General features: G+C 72.1%; 13 protein-coding genes and 1 pseudogene. 12 read left to right on the forward strand and 2 right to left on the reverse strand.

Annotation, left to right across the window (positions count from 1 at the left end; genetic code table 11):
* Positions 1-2 precede the first annotated feature (2 nt).
* From ACFVHO_RS28050 to ACFVHO_RS28090, 9 genes and pseudogenes are all read left to right on the forward strand, one after another.
* Positions 3-953, forward strand: coding sequence for a carbohydrate ABC transporter permease (locus tag ACFVHO_RS28050; protein WP_385720266.1), 951 nt, complete (start codon positions 3-5; stop codon positions 951-953).
* Positions 954-1,033: 80 nt separating this feature from the next.
* Positions 1,034-2,377 (forward strand): ABC transporter substrate-binding protein, encoded by a 1,344-nt coding sequence (locus tag ACFVHO_RS28055; RefSeq protein ID WP_385720269.1) that lies wholly within the window; start codon positions 1,034-1,036, stop codon positions 2,375-2,377.
* An 89-nt stretch (positions 2,378-2,466) separates the two neighbouring features.
* Positions 2,467-4,521, forward strand: coding sequence for a beta-galactosidase (locus tag ACFVHO_RS28060; protein ID WP_385720272.1), 2,055 nt, complete (start codon positions 2,467-2,469; stop codon positions 4,519-4,521).
* Positions 4,522-4,566: 45 nt separating this feature from the next.
* Positions 4,567-6,159 (forward strand): annotated as a pseudogene (locus ACFVHO_RS28065) (glycoside hydrolase); the annotation flags it as partial.
* Positions 6,160-6,383: 224 nt separating this feature from the next.
* Positions 6,384-7,280 carry a siderophore-interacting protein gene (locus ACFVHO_RS28070; protein WP_385720275.1) on the forward strand — a complete coding sequence of 299 codons (897 nt, stop codon included), beginning with the start codon at positions 6,384-6,386 and terminating at the stop codon, positions 7,278-7,280.
* A 74-nt stretch (positions 7,281-7,354) separates the two neighbouring features.
* Positions 7,355-8,350 (forward strand): ABC transporter substrate-binding protein, encoded by a 996-nt coding sequence (locus ACFVHO_RS28075; protein ID WP_385720278.1) that lies wholly within the window; start codon positions 7,355-7,357, stop codon positions 8,348-8,350.
* An 89-nt stretch (positions 8,351-8,439) separates the two neighbouring features.
* Positions 8,440-9,399 carry a FecCD family ABC transporter permease gene (locus tag ACFVHO_RS28080; RefSeq protein WP_385720448.1) on the forward strand — a complete coding sequence of 320 codons (960 nt, stop codon included), beginning with the start codon at positions 8,440-8,442 and terminating at the stop codon, positions 9,397-9,399.
* Between the two features lie 80 nt (positions 9,400-9,479).
* A complete protein-coding gene (locus ACFVHO_RS28085) occupies positions 9,480-10,439 on the forward strand; it encodes a FecCD family ABC transporter permease (RefSeq protein ID WP_385720451.1) in 960 nt (319 codons plus the stop codon).
* The gene (locus tag ACFVHO_RS28090; protein WP_385720280.1) at positions 10,436-11,257 is read left to right on the forward strand and encodes an ABC transporter ATP-binding protein; all 822 of its coding nucleotides are present in this window, start codon (positions 10,436-10,438) and stop codon (positions 11,255-11,257) included. The genes ACFVHO_RS28085 and ACFVHO_RS28090 overlap by 4 nt, the downstream gene beginning before the upstream one ends.
* Before the next feature lie 38 nt (positions 11,258-11,295).
* On the opposite strand, the gene ACFVHO_RS28095 is transcribed toward ACFVHO_RS28090, so the two are convergent.
* Both ACFVHO_RS28095 and ACFVHO_RS28100 read right to left on the reverse strand, forming a co-directional pair.
* Entirely contained in the window at positions 11,296-12,420 is a 1,125-nt protein-coding gene (locus ACFVHO_RS28095) for an FAD-dependent oxidoreductase (protein WP_385720283.1), read from the reverse strand.
* A 97-nt stretch (positions 12,421-12,517) separates the two neighbouring features.
* Complete coding sequence (locus ACFVHO_RS28100; RefSeq protein ID WP_385720286.1) at positions 12,518-13,411, reverse strand: NADP-dependent oxidoreductase; 894 nt, start codon at positions 13,409-13,411, stop codon at positions 12,518-12,520.
* 70 nt (positions 13,412-13,481) lie between these two features.
* On the opposite strand from ACFVHO_RS28100, the gene ACFVHO_RS28105 reads away from it, so the two are divergent.
* The 3 genes from ACFVHO_RS28105 to ACFVHO_RS28115 all read left to right on the forward strand — a co-directional run bounded on the left by ACFVHO_RS28105 (position 13,482) and on the right by ACFVHO_RS28115 (position 18,052).
* The gene (locus ACFVHO_RS28105; RefSeq protein WP_385720288.1) at positions 13,482-14,051 is read left to right on the forward strand and encodes a TetR/AcrR family transcriptional regulator; all 570 of its coding nucleotides are present in this window, start codon (positions 13,482-13,484) and stop codon (positions 14,049-14,051) included.
* A 319-nt stretch (positions 14,052-14,370) separates the two neighbouring features.
* Positions 14,371-15,915, forward strand: coding sequence for a carboxylesterase/lipase family protein (locus tag ACFVHO_RS28110; protein WP_385720291.1), 1,545 nt, complete (start codon positions 14,371-14,373; stop codon positions 15,913-15,915).
* 247 nt (positions 15,916-16,162) lie between these two features.
* On the forward strand, positions 16,163-18,052 hold the full coding sequence (locus ACFVHO_RS28115; protein WP_385720294.1) for a reprolysin-like metallopeptidase: 1,890 nt from the start codon (positions 16,163-16,165) through the stop codon (positions 18,050-18,052).
* The last annotated feature ends 10 nt before the right edge of the window (positions 18,053-18,062 follow it).

An 18,062-nucleotide genomic window follows, 5' to 3' on the forward strand; every position in this document is an offset into this window, starting at 1 on the left:
CCATGGCCACCCCCACCAGGACCACCGTCAGGACCGCGCGCGCCCCGCACCCCAGGCACGCCCCGCCACCGCGCCTGCGCCCCGCCCGGCGCCACCGCCACAGCCTCGCCCGCCCCCGCCGCAGCGTCCCGCTGACCCTGCTCACCGGCCTGGTCGTGCTCTACACCCTCGTACCGCTGCTGTGGCTCGTCATCAGCGCCACCAAGTCCCAGGAGGGCCTGGCCGATTCGTTCGGCCTGTGGTTCGGCGGTGACTTCGCGCTGTGGGACAACGTCAAGGAGACCTTCACCTACAACGACGGCGTCTTCACGCGCTGGCTCCTCAACACCCTGCTGTACGTCGTCCTCGGCGCCGGGGGCGCCACCGTCCTCGCCGTCCTCGGCGGCTACGCCCTCGCCAAGTTCGACTTCCCCGGCAAGCGCGTCGTCTTCGCCGTGGTCATCGGAGCGGTCGCCGTGCCCGGCACCGCCCTCGCGGTGCCCACCTTCCTGATGTTCGGCGAGATGGGCCTGACCAACACGCCCTGGGCCGTCATCATCCCCTCGCTCATCTCCCCCTTCGGCCTCTACCTGATGTGGGTCTTCGCCACCGAGGCGATCCCCGCCGAACTCCTTGAGGCCGCGCGCGTCGACGGCGCCGGGGAGCTGCGCACCTTCGTCCAGGTGTGTCTGCCGCTGCTCGCGCCCGGCATGGTGACCGTGCTGCTGTTCACGATGGTGCAGACCTGGAACAACTACTTCCTGCCGCTGATCATGATCAAGGATCCCGACTGGTATCCGCTGACCCTGGGCCTCAACAGCTGGAACGCCCAGGCCTCGACGGCGGGCGGCGAGCCCGTCTTCCACCTGGTGATCACCGGTTCGCTCATCACCGTCCTGCCGCTCGTCGCCGCCTTCCTGCTGCTCCAGAAGTTCTGGCAGTCGGGCCTCGCCGCCGGAAGCGTCAAGGAATAGCGCTCCGCGCCTCCGCGCCCGAGGCGGCCCTCGTTCGCTCCGCTCACCGATCCGCACGTCCAGCCAAGGGGAACACGCCCATGCCGTTGCACACCCGCCGTGCCCTGCGCGGTCTCGCCGTCGTCTGCGCCCTGACCCTCGGAGCTGCCGCCTGCGGCTCCTCCGACGACGGCGACAGCCCGAAGAACGTCTCCGGAAAGGACATCGACGCGGCCCTGAAGAAGGGCGGAAAGATCACCGTGTGGGCCTGGGAGCCCACCCTGAAGAAGGTCGCCGAGGACTTCGAGGACAAGCACCCGGGCGTCGAGGTCGACCTTGTCAACGCGGGCACGGGCGACAAGCAGTACACCGCTCTGCAGAACGCCATGTCCGCGGGCAAGGGAGTCCCCGACGTCGCGCAGATCGAGTACTACGCCCTCGGCCAGTTCGCCCTGAAGGAGTCGATCACCGACCTGTCCGGCTTCGGCGCGGCCAAGCTCGCAGGCAGCTACTCCCGGGGCCCCTGGAGCGCCGTCAGCCAGGGCGGCGACAAGACCTACGCCCTGCCGATGGACTCCGGGCCGATGGCGCTGTTCTACAACAAGAAGCTCTTCGACAAGCACAAGGTCGCCGTGCCCACCACCTGGGACGAGTACGTCGACGCCGCCCGCGCCCTGCACAAGGCCGACCCCGAGGTGTACATCACCAACGACACCGGCGACGCGGGCCTGACCACCAGTCTGCTGTGGCAGGCGGGTTCACGGCCCTTCGACGTGAAGGACAAGACGGACGTCGGCATCAGCTTCAAGGACAAGGGCGCCACCGCCTACACCGGCACCTGGCAGAAGCTGATCGACGACAAGCTCCTCGCGCCCATCACGTCCTGGAGCGACGAGTGGTACCAGGGCATGGCCAAGGGCACCATCGCGACCCTGGCCATCGGCGCCTGGATGCCCGCGAACCTCGCCTCCGGCGTGAAGTCCGGCGCGGGCGACTGGCGCGTGGCCCCGCTGCCGCAGTGGACCAAGGGCGGCAGGACAAGCGCGGAGAACGGCGGCAGCTCCCTGGCCCTGCCCACGGCCGGTGAGAACAAGGAACTCGCGTACGCCTTCGTCGAGTACGCGAATCACGGAGCCGGTGTGAAGACGCGCATCAAGAACGGCGCCTTCCCCGCGACCAACAGCGATCTGACGTCGGACGCGTTCCAGCAGACCGAGTTCCCCTACTTCGGCGGCCAGAAGGCCAACCAGGTCTTCGCCGAGTCGGCGGTGCGCGTCCCCGACGACTGGACGTACCTGCCGTTCCAGGTCTACTCCAACTCCGTCTTCAACGACACCGCGGGCAAGGCGTACGTGTCGGACACCCCGCTGGCCGACGGGCTGAACTCCTGGCAGCGGAAGTCGGCCGAGTACGGCAAGCAGCAGGGGTTCACCGTCCACGAGTGACCAGCCCGCGGCACGCCCTCGCGTAGGCCGCACACCGCGCGCCCGCGCCTCGACACACGCTCGACCGACGCCGAAAGACGAGAGTGACGATGACCCGTCGCACCACCCTGCCCCGACTGCTGCCCGCACCGGACGGCGGCAGCCGCGCCCGGCTCGCCTACGGCGCCGACTACAACCCCGAGCAGTGGCCCCGGGAGGTGTGGCAGGAGGACGTGCGCCTGATGCGCCGGGCGGGGGTCAACATCATCTCCCTGGGGATCTTCTCCTGGGCGCGCATCCAACCCGACGAGGACGTCTGGGACTTCACGTGGCTCGACGAGCTGATGGACCTCCTGCACGCCCACGGCATCGCCGTCGACCTCGCCACCGCCACCGCGTCACCGCCGCCCTGGCTCACCACGGCGTACCCGGAGATCCTGCCGGTCACGGCCGAGGGGGCGACGGTCTGGCCAGGGGCGCGACAGCACTGGCGGCCGACGTCGCCGGTGTTCCGCGAGTACGCGCTCCGGCTGGTCTCCGCGATGGCGAAGCAGTACGCGGGCCATCCCGCCCTGGCGGCCTGGCACATCAACAACGAGCTGGGCTGCCACAACGTCTACGACTACTCCGACGATGCCGCCCGTGCCTTCCGGCTCTGGCTGCGCGACCGCCACCAGAGCCTGGACCGGCTCAACCACGCCTGGGGCACGGCCTTCTGGTCCCAGCGCTACAGCGACTGGGACCAGATCCTGCCGCCCCGCCTCGCCGCGTCCCACCCCAACCCCACCCAGCAGCTGGACTTCAAGCGCTTCTCGTCCGACGCGCTCAAGGACCATCTGCGCGCCGAGCGGGACATCCTGCGCCGCCTCACCCCGGAGACGCCCGTCACCAGCAACTTCATGGTGATGGGCGGCACCAGGGGCATGAACTACGCCGACTGGGCCCACGAGGTCGACTTCGTCTCCAACGACCACTACGTCCACCCCGGCCCGCAGGACCGCGACGAGCTGTCGTTCTCCGCCAACCTCGTCAGCGGCATCGCGGGCGGCCGGCCCTGGTACGTGATGGAGCACTCCACGAGCGCCGTCAACTGGCAGCCCGTCAATGTCGCCAAGCGCCCCGGGGACCTCGCCCGCGACTCGCTCCTGCACGTCGCCCACGGCGCCGACGGGATCTGCTTCTTCCAGTGGCGCCAGTCGGCGGCCGGAGCCGAGAAGTACCACTCGGCGATGGTCCCGCACGCCGGGGAGGACAGCGCGGTCTTCCGTGCCGTGACCGAACTCGGCCGCACCCTGGACGACTTGGCGCCGGTCGCCGGTGCCGAGCGCGAACCGGCGGCCGTCGCGATCCTCTTCGACTGGGAGTCGTGGTGGGCGAGCGAACAGGACTCCCACCCCACGTCCCGCCTCGACTACCGCCAGGAGGCGCTCGACTGGTACTCCGCGCTGCTCGCGCTCGGGATCCGCGCCGACGTGATCACGAAGGACACCGACCTCGCCCCGTACCGGCTGCTCGTCGCGCCCGTCCTGCACGTGGTGCCCGGCGACCTCGCCGACCGGCTCGCCCGGTACGCGGAGGGCGGCGGCCACCTGGTCACCACGTACTTCTCCGGCGTCGTCGACGAGAACGACCACGTGTGGCTGGGTGGTTACCCGGGCGCGTTGCGGGATCTGCTCGGCATCCGCGTCGAGGAGTTCGGGCCGCTGCTCGACGGCGACGCCGTGTCGGTGGACGGCGGTCTCACGGGCACCCTGTGGGCCGACCGCGTCGACGTCACCGACCCCGCCGTGGAGGTCCTCGCCCGCTACAGCTCGGGCGAACACACGGGCCGCCCGGCCGTGACCCGCCGCCCCGCCGGAAGCGGTTCGGCCGCCTACGTCGCCACCCGCCTGGGCCCGGACGGACTGACCGGGCTCCTGCCCCGCCTGCTCGCGGCGGCCGACGTGCACAGCGAGCTTCCCGCCGCCGCGCGCGGCCGGGTCGAGCTCACCGTCCGCAGGGCAGGGGGCCACCGCTATCTGTTCCTGGTCAACCGCACGGACGAGCCGGTGGGCCTGCCCGGCCTGGCCGGGGACGTACTCACCGGCGACCACGAAGACGTTCCGCAGGGCCCCCTCACCCTGCCCCCACGCGGAGTCGCGGTCCTGCGCGCGCCCGCCCCCTGACAGCACGTCGCCCCACCCGAAGTGACAACTCCAGAAAGGATCACGATGGCACACGGCACCCGCAAGCGGCCGCTGCCGACCGTCCTCGGCGTCACCGCCCTGGCCGCGGTCACCGCACTCGCCGCCGCCCCACCGTCCCCCGCGGCCGAGCACACGGCCGCCGACTCCGTCACCGTCCGGCCCGATCCCGCGCACGCGCAGCAGAAGTTCGAGGGATGGGGCACCAGCCTGGTCTGGTTCGCCAACGCCACCGGGGGCTATCCCGACGAGATCCGCAACGAACTCGCCGAGCTGCTGTTCGGCGCCGACGGGCTGAACCTCAACATCGCCCGCTACAACATCGGCGGCGGCAACGCCCCCGGCGTCAAGGACTACCTCCGGGCCGGTGGCGCGGTCGAGGGCTGGTGGCGGGCTCCGCAGGGCACCACCCGCGAGGACACCGGGTGGTGGGACCCCGCGAACCCCGCCCACTGGAAGGGCGACGCCGACAGGACCCAGCGCTGGTGGGTCGACCGGATCAAGTCGAGGATCGACCACTGGGAGACCTTCAGCAATTCACCCCCGTGGTTCATGACGAAGAGCGGGTACGTCTCCGGGGGCTTCGACGCCAACGAGGACCAGCTCAAGACGGACTCCGTGGACGACTTCACCGCGTACCTCGCGGGCGCCACCCGGCGCCTGGAGAAGGCACACGGCATCAAGGTGAAGACGCTCGACCCCTTCAACGAACCCAACACCGACTACTGGAGCACCAGGCTCGGCGCCGACGGACAGCCCGTCGGCGGGCGCCAGGAGGGCGCGCACATGGGCCCCGGGCTGCAGAGCCAAGTGATCCGCTCGCTGGCCCCGGCGCTGCGGAAGTCCAAGAGCCGCGCGAAGATCTCGGCGATGGACGAGACCAACCCCACCAAGTTCGCCGAGAACTGGAACTCCTACCCGGACGACGTGCGGCGCCTGGTCGACCAGCTCAACGTCCACACGTACGGCACCGCGGGCCGCACCACGGTGCGGGACCTGGCCAGGGCCGCGGGCAAGCCGCTGTGGATGAGCGAGGTCGAGGGGGAGTGGGACCCGGACGGGCAGGACTTCGAGGACATGAGGTCGGGCCTGGGCCTCGCCCAGCACATGATCGACGACCTGCGTGAACTGGAGCCCACGGCCTGGGTGTTCTGGCAGCCCGTCGAGGACTACAACAACATGAAGCCCGGCGGTGAGAGCGCCAAGGGCGGCAACTGGGGCAGCATCCAGCTCCCCTTCGACTGCACGGCCGAAGACACCCTGGAGACCTGCCCCATCAGGACCAACACCAAGTTCGACACGGCCAGGAACTTCACCCACCACATCCGCCCGGGCGACCGCCTCATCACGGTGGACGAGCCCTCCAGCGCGGCGGCGCTCGACGCCGACGGCAAGGGCGCCACGGTCGTCCACGTCAACTCCTCCGGCGCGGAGCGCACGGTGACGGTGGACCTGTCGAAGTTCGCCTCCGTCAGCCCGGACGCGACCGTGACACCGGTCGTGACCAGCGCGGACGGCGCCCTGGAACGGCAGGACCCGGTCCGGGTCACCGACCGGCGGGCCACGGTCACCGTTCCCGCCGAGTCGGTCACCAGCTTCGTCGTCGACGGGGTCTCCGGCCGCGGGTGAGACCCCGGGCCCGACCTCCAGACCAAGATCTGTATTAGGTTAGCCTTGCCTGAGTTTCACATCAGGGGAGGGGAATCCATGCTGACTTGGAACGCGGAGGCAGGACGGGCGCGGTCGCCCAGGTCACCAGGGCGACCGAAGCCCCGGCAGAGCCGCGCACGGGCCGAACGGCCCGAGCCTGCGCGCCGGACGGCACCGCCGAGGGGCGGTGCCGCATGAGCCTGATCGACCACCGGCACCGCCACCTGGAGCGGATCGCGGAGGTCCGCGCGGGCGAGCACGCCGAGAAGGTGGGCTACCCGATCGGCATCCGCCTGGTCGACGTCGTGGGCATCACCATGGTCGGCGCGGGCATGCTGCGGGTGACCCTGGGCGGCCCCGAGACCGAGGGGTTCGAGGCCCACGCGCCCGACGAACACGTCAAGTTGCTGTTCCCGGAGCCCGACGGCACGCTGCGGCTGCCCGAGCCGAACGGGACCATGCTGCGCTGGCCGCGCCCCGTGCCCACCTCGCGCGAGTACACCGTGCGCCGCTACGACCCGGCCACGGGCGAGATCGACATCGACATCGCCCTGCACGAGGGCGGCCTCGCGTCGGATTGGGCGCACGGTGTCTACGTGGGCTCCGTCATCCACGTCGCCGGGCCGCCCGGCGGGCTGATCGTCCCGCACGTCTACGACCGCTATGTGCTCGCGGGCGACATCACGGCGCTGCCCGCCATCGCCCGCTGGCTCGAAGAACTGCCCAGGAGCGCCAAGGGCTGGGCGTTCATAGAAGTCGCCGACGCCACCGAGGAGACCGAGCTGTCGGCGCCCGAGGGCGTCGAGGTGCGATGGCTGCACCGCGGCGACCGCCCGCCCGGCACCGGCGACGCCCTCGCGCGCGCCGTGACCGCCGTGACCGTGCCCGAGGGCGAGCGCGTCTTCGTGTGGGCCGCGGGCGAGGCGGGACAGATCAAACCGCTGCGCCGCTGGGTCCGCGACGACCTGCGGCTGGCGAAGGGCGACCACGACATCACCGGCTACTGGAAGCGCGGCGTCGCCGACTTCGACGACGACCACGAGCACGGCCATGACCACGGCCACGAGCACGGGCACGTCCACAACCACTGACCGATCGGCCGAACGGGGGGCGGGGCGACGCCGCCGGACCAGGCGTGCCCTCCCGCACGAGCAAGGAGCAACACATGTCCATCCGTAGATCGTCGGCCCTGGTCGGCGCCGTGGCGCTGGCCCTGGTCGTGACCGGGTGCGGGTCGTCCAAGAACGACTCGGACTCCGGCGGCAAGGGCAGGACCCGGGTGTTCGCCGCGGACAACGGCAAGATCACCATCCCGGCGGAGCCGAAGCGTGTGGTGGCGACGGGCTACGCCGTGCCCGCCATGATCGAGGCCGACGCGTCGCTGGTCGGCATCTCGTCGTGGAAGCGCGGCGAGGCGCTGATGAGCAAGAAGGACCTCGCCACGTACAAGAAGCTCCCCAAGGTGGCGGGCGAGCTGGCGAAGGAGACCAACTACGAGGCCATCGCCGAGGCCGAGCCCGACCTGATCGTCATCGGCGTCCCCGCCCCGGTCCTCGGCGACATCGACGTGAAGCGCCTGGAGTCCATCGCCCCGGTGGTGGCGATCGGCCCGACCGTGCCGTCCGCGTGGCGCAAGCTGACCCGCAAGCAGTCCGACGCCGCGGGCTCGCTGAAGAAGTTCGACGCCGTGCAGAAGCAGTACGAGGCCAAGGCCGCGAAGCTCGCCAAGAAGTACGAAGGCGTGCTGCCGGAGCTGAAGCTGGGCCACGTCGGGGCGTACGGCGAGGTCGCCAAGGGCACCTTCCAGCGCGAGTTCAGCAACTCGTGGGGCACGAACATCGCCGAGGACATGGGCGCGAAGTACTACGGCAAGGTCAAGAAGCCCGGCCCCGGTTCGCACGCGGTCAGCGAGTACCCGTCCATCGAGGAACTGCCGGCCTCGCTCCGCGACGCCGACGCCATCACGTACTCGGTCCAGGCCGACGGCAGCGTCCCCAAGGCGGTGCGCTACGTCATGGACTCGAAGCTGTGGAAGAACCTGCCCGCCGTCAAGGCAGGGAAGACCTTCCCGCTGCGCTACACCGAGGCCGCGACCTACGGGTCGGCCATGAAGACCCTGGACGCGATCGACAAGTCGTTCGCTCCGCTCCTGAAGCGGTGACGGGCGCGGGCCGCGCGCCCGGGGGGACGGCACAAGGGGGCCGCGCGCCCGAGACGACCGCACCGGGGAGGGGCACTTCACGGGTCGCTCTGCTCGTCGGCGGTCTCCTGCTCCTCGCGGTCGTCGCCGTGGTCAGCATCGGCATCGGCGCCCGCTCGGTGCCGCCCGCCGAAGTCGTCCGCGCGCTCTTCGACTTCCGGGGCACCGACGACCACGTCGTCGTGCGGGACGTCCGGGCGCCGCGCGCGCTCCTCGCCGTCGCCGTGGGCGCCGCGCTCGCCGTGGCGGGCGCCCTCATCCAGACGCTGGCCCGCAATCCGCTGGCCGAGCCCGGCATCCTCGGGGTCACCGCGGGCGCCGGGTTCGCCATCACGCTCGGCTCGGCGCTCGGCCTGACCGGCGGGCAGGCGGGCGAACTGGGCTTCTCCGTCGTCGGCTCCGTGCTCGCGGCGCTGCTCGTCGCCGCGGTCGGGCGCCGCTCGCCGCTGCGCCTCGTGCTCACCGGCGTGGCCCTGACCGCGGTCCTCGGCGGCGTCGCGATGGGCCTGCGGCTGATGCTCCCGGACGTCTTCGACTCGTACCGCTTCTGGTCCGTCGGATCCCTCGCGGCCCGCGAACAGGCCCCTCTCGCCCTGCCGTTGACCGCGATCGGGGTGTGCCTGCTCGGCGCGCTGCTCCTGAGCCGGGCCCTCAACGTCCTGACGCTCGGCGAGAGCGTCGCCCACACGCTGGGCGCGAGCGTGGGCCGCGTGCGGATCGCCGCCCTGGCCCTGATCACCGTGCTCAGCGGCGCGGCGACCGCGGTGGCCGGGCCGATCCTGTTCGTCGGCCTGATCGTGCCGCACCTGGTCCGCAGGCCTGCCGGGGGCTCGGTGCCGTGGCTGATCCTCTACACGATGGTCGTCGGCCCGATCCTGCTGCTCGTCGCCGACATCGGATCCCGGGTGCTGCTGCCCACCGGCGAGGTGCCGGTCGCCGTCGTGACCGCGTTCCTCGGCGGCCCCATGCTGATCTGGGCCGTCCGCCGCCACGGGGCGGGGGCGCTGTGACCGCACCCAAGGCCGGAGCCGCCCCCGCGCGGCGCCGGAGCTCCCTGTCCGCCGTCGGACTGCGCCCCGACCGGCGCACGATGATCCTCGTCGCGGTCCTCACCGCCCTCATCCTCGGCCTCGGCCTGCTCGGACTCTGCTACGGCGCGTCCTGGAAGAGCCCCGGCGAGGTGTTCGCCGCGCTGAACGGGTCAAAGCCCTCCATCGTGATCCAGGACTGGCGGCTGCCCCGCGTCCTGGCCGCCCTGGTCTTCGGCGCCGCCCTCGGGGTCTCCGGCGCCCTCTTCCAGAACCTCACCCGCAACCCCATGGGCAGCCCGGACGTCATCGGCCTCGACGCCGGCGCCTACACCGGCGCCCTGGTCGCCCTGACCGTCCTGTCGGGCACGTCCGCGCAACTGGCCGTCGGCTCGGTGCTCGGCGGGCTCGTCGTCGCGGCCGTGATCTACGTCCTCGCGTACGACCGGGGGTTCTCCGGGCTGCGCCTGGTCGTGATCGGCGTCGCCGTCAACGCCATGGTGACCGCGCTCAACTCATGGATCGTGCTGCGCGCCGAACTGGAGGTCGCCATCGCGGCGGTCGGCTGGCACGCGGGCTCGCTCAACGCCGTGGGCTGGGGCGACCTCGGCATCCCGTTCGCGGTGATCGGCGTCCTCCTCGCCCTGATGGCCACCCGCGCGCACGCCATGCACCAGGCGGCGCTCGGCGACGCCGTCGCGGTGACCACCGGCGTCAGCCTCGACCGGCTGCGCCTGGTCATGGTCCTCGTCGGCGTCGGCTGCACGGCCACGGTCACCGCGGTCGCCGGACCGATCGCGTTCATCGCGCTCGCCGCACCGCAGATCGGCCGCAGGCTCGCGGGCGCGGCCGGGGTGCCGCTGCTCCCCGCCGCGCTCACCGGGGCGGTCCTGCTCCAAGGCGCCGACCTGATCGCCCAGATGCTCCTCGCCCCCGTCGCCCTGCCGGTCGGGGTGGTGAGCACCGCGATCGGCGGCTGCTATCTGATCTGGCTGCTCACCAAGGAGGTGGCGCGCGCGTGACCGCACGCCTGACCGCGCGGGACATCACCCTGCGCTACGGAGACCGGGTGGTGTCCACCCACCTGAGCCTCGACGTCCCCGACGGCGCCTTCACCGCCATCGTCGGCCCCAACGCCTGCGGCAAGTCCACCCTGCTGCGCGCACTCGTCCGGCTGCTGCGCCCCGACACGGGGGAGGTGCGCCTCGACGGCCGCGAGGTCGGCGACTACGCGACCAAGGCACTGGCCAGGCAACTCGGCTTCCTGCCGCAGGATCCGCTCGCCCCCGACGACATCAAGGTCCGCCAACTCGTCGGCCGCGGCCGCTTTCCGCACCAGTCGCTCCTGGCCCTGTGGTCCCAGGGGGACGAGGACGCCGTGGCCGGAGCGATGGCCGCCGCCGGTGTCGAGGACCTGGCCGACCGGCCGGTGCAGGAGCTGTCCGGCGGCCAGCGCCAGCGGGTCTGGATGGCCATGGTCCTCGCCCAGGAGACGCCCTGCCTGCTCCTCGACGAACCGACGTCGTTCCTGGACATCACGCACCAGTACCAACTCCTCGGCCTCCTCGCCGGGTTGCGCGACGAAGGCCGCACGGTGATCGCCGTCCTGCACGACATCAACCAGGCCTGCCGCTTCGCCGACCACCTGATCGCCATGAAGGACGGCCGCGTGGTCTCCGAGGGGGACCCCGGCACCATCGTCGACGCCGACCTGATCGAGGACGTCTTCGACCTGCCGAGTGTGATCATCCCGGACCCGGTGACGGACACGCCGATGGTGGTGCCGACGCTGCAAGGGGCGCCCCGGGCCGAGAGGAGCGCGCCCCGCATGGCGAAGTGATCGGTCGGTCCCCGGCCCGTGGGCGATGTGCGGGGCCGTCAGGTTCCCGCTTGTTCCTGGTCGGTGAAGAAATCGATCATCTCCTGGGGCGTGGGGTCGTGGGCGACCGCGGCGGCGGCCGCCGCACCGCGGGGGAACAGTTCTCGCTCGTACGCGGTGAGTGCGGCCTCGATGTCGTCGGGGTGTGCGGCGAGGGCCTTGCCGAGTTCGGCGCCGTCCAGCATGGCGAGGCCCGCGCCTTCACCGTTGGGCGTCGCGAGGTGGGCGGCGTCGCCGAGCAGGGTCACCCCGGGCACCCGGTCCCAGCGGTGCCCGACCGGCAGGGCGTACAGGGGGCGCAGGACGGGCGCGGTCTCGCAGGCGGTGATCAGGGCCGTGAGTTCCGGTGCCCAGCCGTCGTACTCCCGCGCGATCCGCGCGGTGGCCGCGGCGGCGTCGGTGAAGTCGATGGTGGCGAACCAGTCCTGTGGCCTGGCCAGGGTGATGTAGGCGTGGAGGGTTCCGCCCCTTTCCCGGTGGGCCACGAGCCACTTCCCGTTCCCGGCCGGGTCGAGCGCGACGAGCGTCCCGCCGCCGACCGCCTTCGCGGTGGCCGGGTGCCGGGTGTCGGCGTCGTGCAGGGAGGTCTCGACGAAGGACCGGCCCACGTAGGCGGGTGCGGCGTCGGAGAGCAGCGGCCGGACGCGTGACCACGCGCCGTCCGCGCCGACCAGCAGGCTCGTGACGACCGTGGCGCCGTCCTCGAAGGCCACCTCGTGGCGGCCCCCGGTGAGGGGACGGACGCCGGTGGCCTTGTGGCCCCAGCGGACGGTGCCGTAGGGGAGCGCGTCGAGCAGGATCTGACGCAGCTCGCCGCGCTGCACCTCGGGGCTCTGGCCCGTGCCGTCGTCGGCCTTCTCGAAGAGGACGGTTCCGTCGCGGTCCAGGAGCCGTATCGCCTGGCGGCCCTCCAGGACGATGGCGCGGAACTCGTCCATCAGATCGGCCGCCCCGAGGGCGAGTTGGCCGTTGTGGACGTGGATGTCGAGCATCCCGCCCTGCGAGCGCGCCGTCGGGGACGGCTCCGCCTCGTGGACCGTGGCCGGGATGCCGTGGACGTGCAGGACGCGGGCGAGCAAGAGGCCGCCGAGTCCGGCGCCGATGATCGTGACAGGAGTGCGCATGGGGCTCCTCGCGTGGGGCGTCGACTGCCGGACGGGCCCGGCAGGATCGCTGGATTGAAGGCACTGTGCCGGGCCCGTGACCCGGCGGGACGCGGACTCAGATGACGATGACCCGGCGGCCGCGCGTGTGACCGGCCTGGCAGTCGATGTGGGCCGCCGCGGCATCGGCGAGCGCGTACGTCCTCTCGACCGGGATGTGGAGCTTGCCCCGCTCGATGAGGCCGACGGCCTCCGCTAGGGCCTTCGGCACGTCGCCGGTCACGCCGGAGAACCGGACGCCGTGGTCCGGCGCGCCGAGGTCGGCGATGGAGATCACCTTCCGCGGGTCCCCGGTCAGCTCGACGAGTTCGCGGATCACGCCCGAACCGGCGAGGTCGAGCGCCGCGTCGACCCGGCCGAGCCGCCGCACCCGCTCGACCCAGCCCTCGCCGTACGTCGTGGCGAGGGCGCCCAACTCACGCAGGTAGTCCTGGTTCCCGGCCCCGGCCGTGCCGATCACCGTGATGCCGCGGTCGCGGGCGATCTGCAGGGCCGCCGATCCGACGCCCCCGGACGCGCCGCTGACCAGCAGCGTCTCCCCGGGTCGCACACCGGTCTGGCCGATGACGCGCAGCGCGGTCTCCACCACGGAGGGGTATCCGGCCGCCTCCTCGAACGTCAGACCCTCGGGCATCCGGGCCCAGGCCGCGAGGACGGCGAACTCGGCATAGGTGCCCGAGCCGCGCCCGAACACGAGGTCGCCGACCTCGACCCCCGAGACACCCGCGCCGACCGCGTCCACCACCCCGGCGGCGTCCTGCCCGATCCCGGCGGGCAGTTCGACCGGGCGGACCTGCTGGAACTGGCCTTCACGGATCCGCCAGTCGACGGGGTTCACGCCCGCCGCCCGCACGGCGACGCGTATCTGGCCGGGGCCCGCGTCGGGCACCTCGGCGTCGGTGAGGTGGAGAACATCGGGACCGCCGAACTCGGCGAAGCTCACTCTCTTCATGTCGCCGACCGTAACACTAACGGTTAGTGTTTTGGAACTGTTACGGATTCGCACCTGATAGCGTCAGGGCATGACCACGCCGACCGGACGCCGCGAGCGCAAGAAGGCCGCGACCCGTCAGAAGATCGCCGACACCGCCCTGCGGCTCTTCCTGGAACGGGGGTACGACGCGGTGGGCATCCGGGACGTCGCCGCCGAGGCCGACGTGGCCGTCACCACGCTCTTCTCCCACTTCGCGTCGAAAGAGGCCCTGGTCTTCGAGCGGGACGACGACTTCGAGCAGCGCCTCACGCGGGCGGTCACCGACCGGGCGCCGGACGACCCCCTCATCCCCGCACTGCGCGGCGAGATCCACGCCATGGTCCGGCACTGCACGGCCGACGGCGCCGCCCCGATCTACCGCATGATCGACGAGTCACGTGCCTTGCGGGAGTACGAGGAGTCGATGCGGCTGCGGCACGCGGAGTCGCTGGGCGCGGCCCTCGTCGCCGATCCCGGCCTGGCGCGGAGCGAAACGGCCTGCCGGACGATCGCGAGGTTCGTGATCGACGCCTATGCGCTGGCCCGCGACGCGGCCGACCCGCAGGCCGCCGTGGACGAGATCTTCGAGATGATCGAGGCGGCCTGGCAAGCCGCCTGACGATCTGTCAGCGGCCGTCAGGCCCATGACCGGCCGAGGCCCGGCGGGCAAGCAGCCCTACCCCTGCCGATCGCTCCAGGGGACGTTGCACCGCAAAGTAATTGGTTCGCGTCGGCGTCGGCCGAGTGGGACGATCCGCGAGGCGTACGGAGAGCGCGGCACGGGGGATCGCGGACCGCCGTACTCCTGGCACCGGCGTGTGCGGTCGGCGCTCCTTGCGTACCGGGGTGGTCGTCCGAACAGGCTCTTTCCGTTCGCCCCGGCCCTTCTTCTCCCTTCTTCTCCTTGCCGACTCGCTCCCTTCCGAGAGGTAGCTGTGATGTCCGTCGCCGCGTCCCAGTCGTCCGAGTCCCAGCCCGCTCCGGTGGTCCGCACGGAGGCCGGGGCCGTGCGCGGCAGCCGGGAAGGGGGCGTGGCCGTGTTCCGGGGCATCCCGTTCGCCGAACCGCCCGTCGGTGAGCTGCGGTTCGCCGCGCCCCGGGCGGCGCTCGGGTGGGACGGGGAGCGGGAAGCCGTCGCGTACGGGCCGCCGCCGCCCCAGGCCGGGGTGTTCGGGATGGACGCGCTGTCGCAGGAGGCGCCCGGGGACGACTGGCTGACGGTGAACGTCTGGTCGCCCGACCCGGGTGCGGGCGCGGGGCTGCCGGTGATGGTGTGGATCCAGGGCGGCGCCTACGTCATCGGGATGTCCGGGCTGCCCGAGTACGACGGCGGCCGCCTGGCGCGGGAAGGCGGCGTCGTGGTCGTGACGTTCAACTACCGCGTGGGCATCGAGGGTTTCGCCCAGATCGAAGGGGCACCGGCCAACCGGGGCCTGCTCGACCAGGTCGCCGCGCTGGAGTGGGTGCGCGACAACATCCGGGCGTTCGGCGGTGACGCGGGGCGGGTCACCGTCTTCGGGCAGTCGGCGGGCGGCGGCTCGGTCGCCGCGCTGCTGGCGATGGGCCGCGCGCGAGGACTGTTCCACCGGGCCGTCGCACAGAGCGTCCAGGGCACGTACTTCTCCCCGGAACTCGCCGCCGACGTGACGGCCGCCTGCGCCGCCGAGTTGGCGCTGCGGCCCACGGCGGCGGACCTGGCCACGGTGGACCCGATCCGTCTCTCCGCCACCGGCGACGCCGTCACCGCGAAGATCTCCCAGTGGACGGAGCGCTGGGGCCGTCCCGCACACCGGACGATCCCGTTCGCGGCCGTCGTCGACGGCGACGTCCTGCCCGCCACGCCCTGGGAGGCGCTGGCCGCGGGCGCCGCACGGGACATCGAGCTGATCGCCGGCCACGCGCGCGACGAGCACCGGCTGTTCGGCGCGATCGACGGCACGCTGGGCCAGGTCACCGAGGGGCAGGCCACGACCGCGCTGCGGACCTTCGGCCCCGGTCCCGACGGGCACCGGCGCTACCGCGAAGCGCTCCCCGACGCGGGCCCGGACGAGCTGTACGAACGCGTCCACGCGGACTGGCTGTTCCGCATGCCGTCCCTCCACCTCGCCGAGGCCCAGATCCAGGCCGGTGGCCGCGCCCACGTCTACGAACTGACCTGGTCCGCACCGGGCATGGGCGGCGCCCTCGGGGCGTGCCACGGCCTCGACGTACCGCTCGTCTTCGGCAACCTGACCCACGGCCAGACCGCCGCGCTGCTCGGCGAAGGGCCCTCCCCGGAGGCCGAGGCGCTCTCGGCGCACATCCGGGGCGCGTGGACGGCGTTCGCCGCCCACGGCGACCCGGGCTGGCCCGCGTACGACAGCGCACAGCGCCTGACCCAACTCCTCGACGCACACCCGACCGTCGTCCCCGACCCCGAGAGGACATCCCGCCTGCTGTGGCAGGACCATCCCTTCGCGGCTCTGCCGCTGCTCGACCGATAGCGCCCCCTTCTCGGCTGTTCGCGCCGCTGCCCGACCGGAAGGCACCTTGCCCGACCGGAAGGCCTCGCTGCCCGACCGGAAGGCCTCGTTGCCCGACCGGAAGCCCCGTTGCCCGACCGCTGGGGCCCGCCCCGCGTTCACCCCGCCCAGGCAGCCATTCGGCCGCGCTCCTCCCGCGCCCCCACCCGCTCCGGGGGACCGTACTCATGTCCGAGCTGTTCGCATGTGTGCACGAAGGAGCCCTCCCTTGGCCCCCGTCAGGTTCATCGTCATCGGCGCCGTCGCCGCCCTCACCGCCACCTTGACCGCCGCCCCGAGCCCCGCCGCCCCGAGCCCCGGGACGCCGACGTCCGGCCTCCCCGGCCAGCTCCGTTCGGGTGAGGTCACCTGGGCCGAGAACGCCTTCGTGGCCCTGTGCCGTCGCGGCGCCGTCGCGGCCCCCGACCGGCGGAACCTGCCGCTGTTCGACGGCAAGAGCGTCACCGCCACCGCGAAGAAGGTGTCGCGGGACCGGGAGGGCACCCTGCTGTGGAGCGGGCACCTCGCCGGGCACCCCGACCGGCCGGTCACCCTCGCGGTCGACGGTGCCTGTGCCGGAGGCAGGCCGCGGGTCGCCGGTGAGATCCACGACGGCCGGGTGCGCTACGCCCTGGAGGCGGTCCGGCCCGGCGTCTCCCGCATCCGGTCGTTCGACACCGCGCGCCAGACACCCCTCGTACGCGACGGCCTGCGCCTGGCGAAGCCGGCTCGACCTGCGGCGCCACCCAGCAGACGTGCCGAACCGGCGGATCCGGTCATCGACGTCCTGATCGGGTACACCCCGGAGACGGCCACGAACACCGAGGGCGGTGTGGCCGCCATCGAACTCCAGGTCAAAGCTGCCGTCGAGGGCAGCAACCTGGCGTTCGCCGACAGCGAGGTGAAGGCCCGCCTCAACCTCCTCGGGACGTTCGAGACGCCGAGCTGGAGCGGCGAGGCCGCCGACATGGACGGCATGACGAACGCGCTGGCCAATCCGGAGGATCCCCGCTACTCCGACGACTGGGCCACCAGCGTCCGCGCCACCCGCGACGCGAAGGGCGCCGACCTCGTCCACGTCCTGTCGAAGTTCACGCCTCCCGAGGGCGAGTACACGGCAGGCACCGGCATGACGCCTTCCCTGCCCCGCCTCATCCCGGGCGACAACGCCAAGTACAGCACCGACGACACCGGCTTCGGAGCGCAGCAGGCCGACACCTTCGGCACCCACCACCTCGCCCACGAGATCGGCCACAACTTCGGCCTCAACCACGACTACGTCACCGACCCGATCGACCCCGACGAGGACAACTACCGGGCGGGCAACTACAACCCGTACTACCCGGACAACCACGGCTTCCTGCCGGCGGACCGCACCTGGGTCGACATCATGGGCTACAACATGAGCTGCGACGACGAGGACAAGTGCGAGAACAAGATGTGGTTCTCCAACCCCCGTCAGACGTACGACGGAAAGCCGCGCGGCGTGGCCCTCGGATCTCCGGAACCCGCCGACTCCACCCGCGTCATGAACCTCACGGGCCCGGTCCTCGCCAACTACCGCACGCCCGTCGGCAGCAGCGCTCCTCAGCGGCACGCCCTCACCGCGGTGCCGCAGGACGGCACGGGGGGCAAGGTCTCCGCCCCTTCCACGGGTCTGTTCGCCGCCGGTGACCAGGTGACCGTCACCGCCACGCCGGACTCCGGCTACAAGATCGACCGCTGGATCGTCGACGGCAAGGTCCAGCCCACCCGGGCGGACTCTCTGAGCGTGACGATGGACAGCAACCACTACGTGACCGTGAAGTTCATCAAGGCCAGCGCGCCGCTCAGCCCGATCCCGGCCGCCCTCACCGCCGTCAGCCCCGACACCGGCTCCGTCAAGGGCGGCTTCCCCGTCACCCTGACCGGCGGCGGCCTGACCGGCACCACCCAGGTCCTGGTGGGCACCCCGACCGCGGGCGGCTTCCGCGGGGTCGCGGCCACCGACGTGCGTGTCGTCGACGACGGCCACGTCACGTTCACCGCGCCCGCGTACCCGGACGCCGGTCCCGTCCAGATCGCCACCGCCCGCGGCAACGCGATGACCGCGTCCATCGGCTTCACCTACACCGACTGATCGCCCGCCC

It is taken from the genome of Streptomyces sp. NPDC127108 (genome assembly GCF_042677545.1).
In the GTDB taxonomy this organism is placed as follows: domain Bacteria; phylum Actinomycetota; class Actinomycetes; order Streptomycetales; family Streptomycetaceae; genus Streptomyces.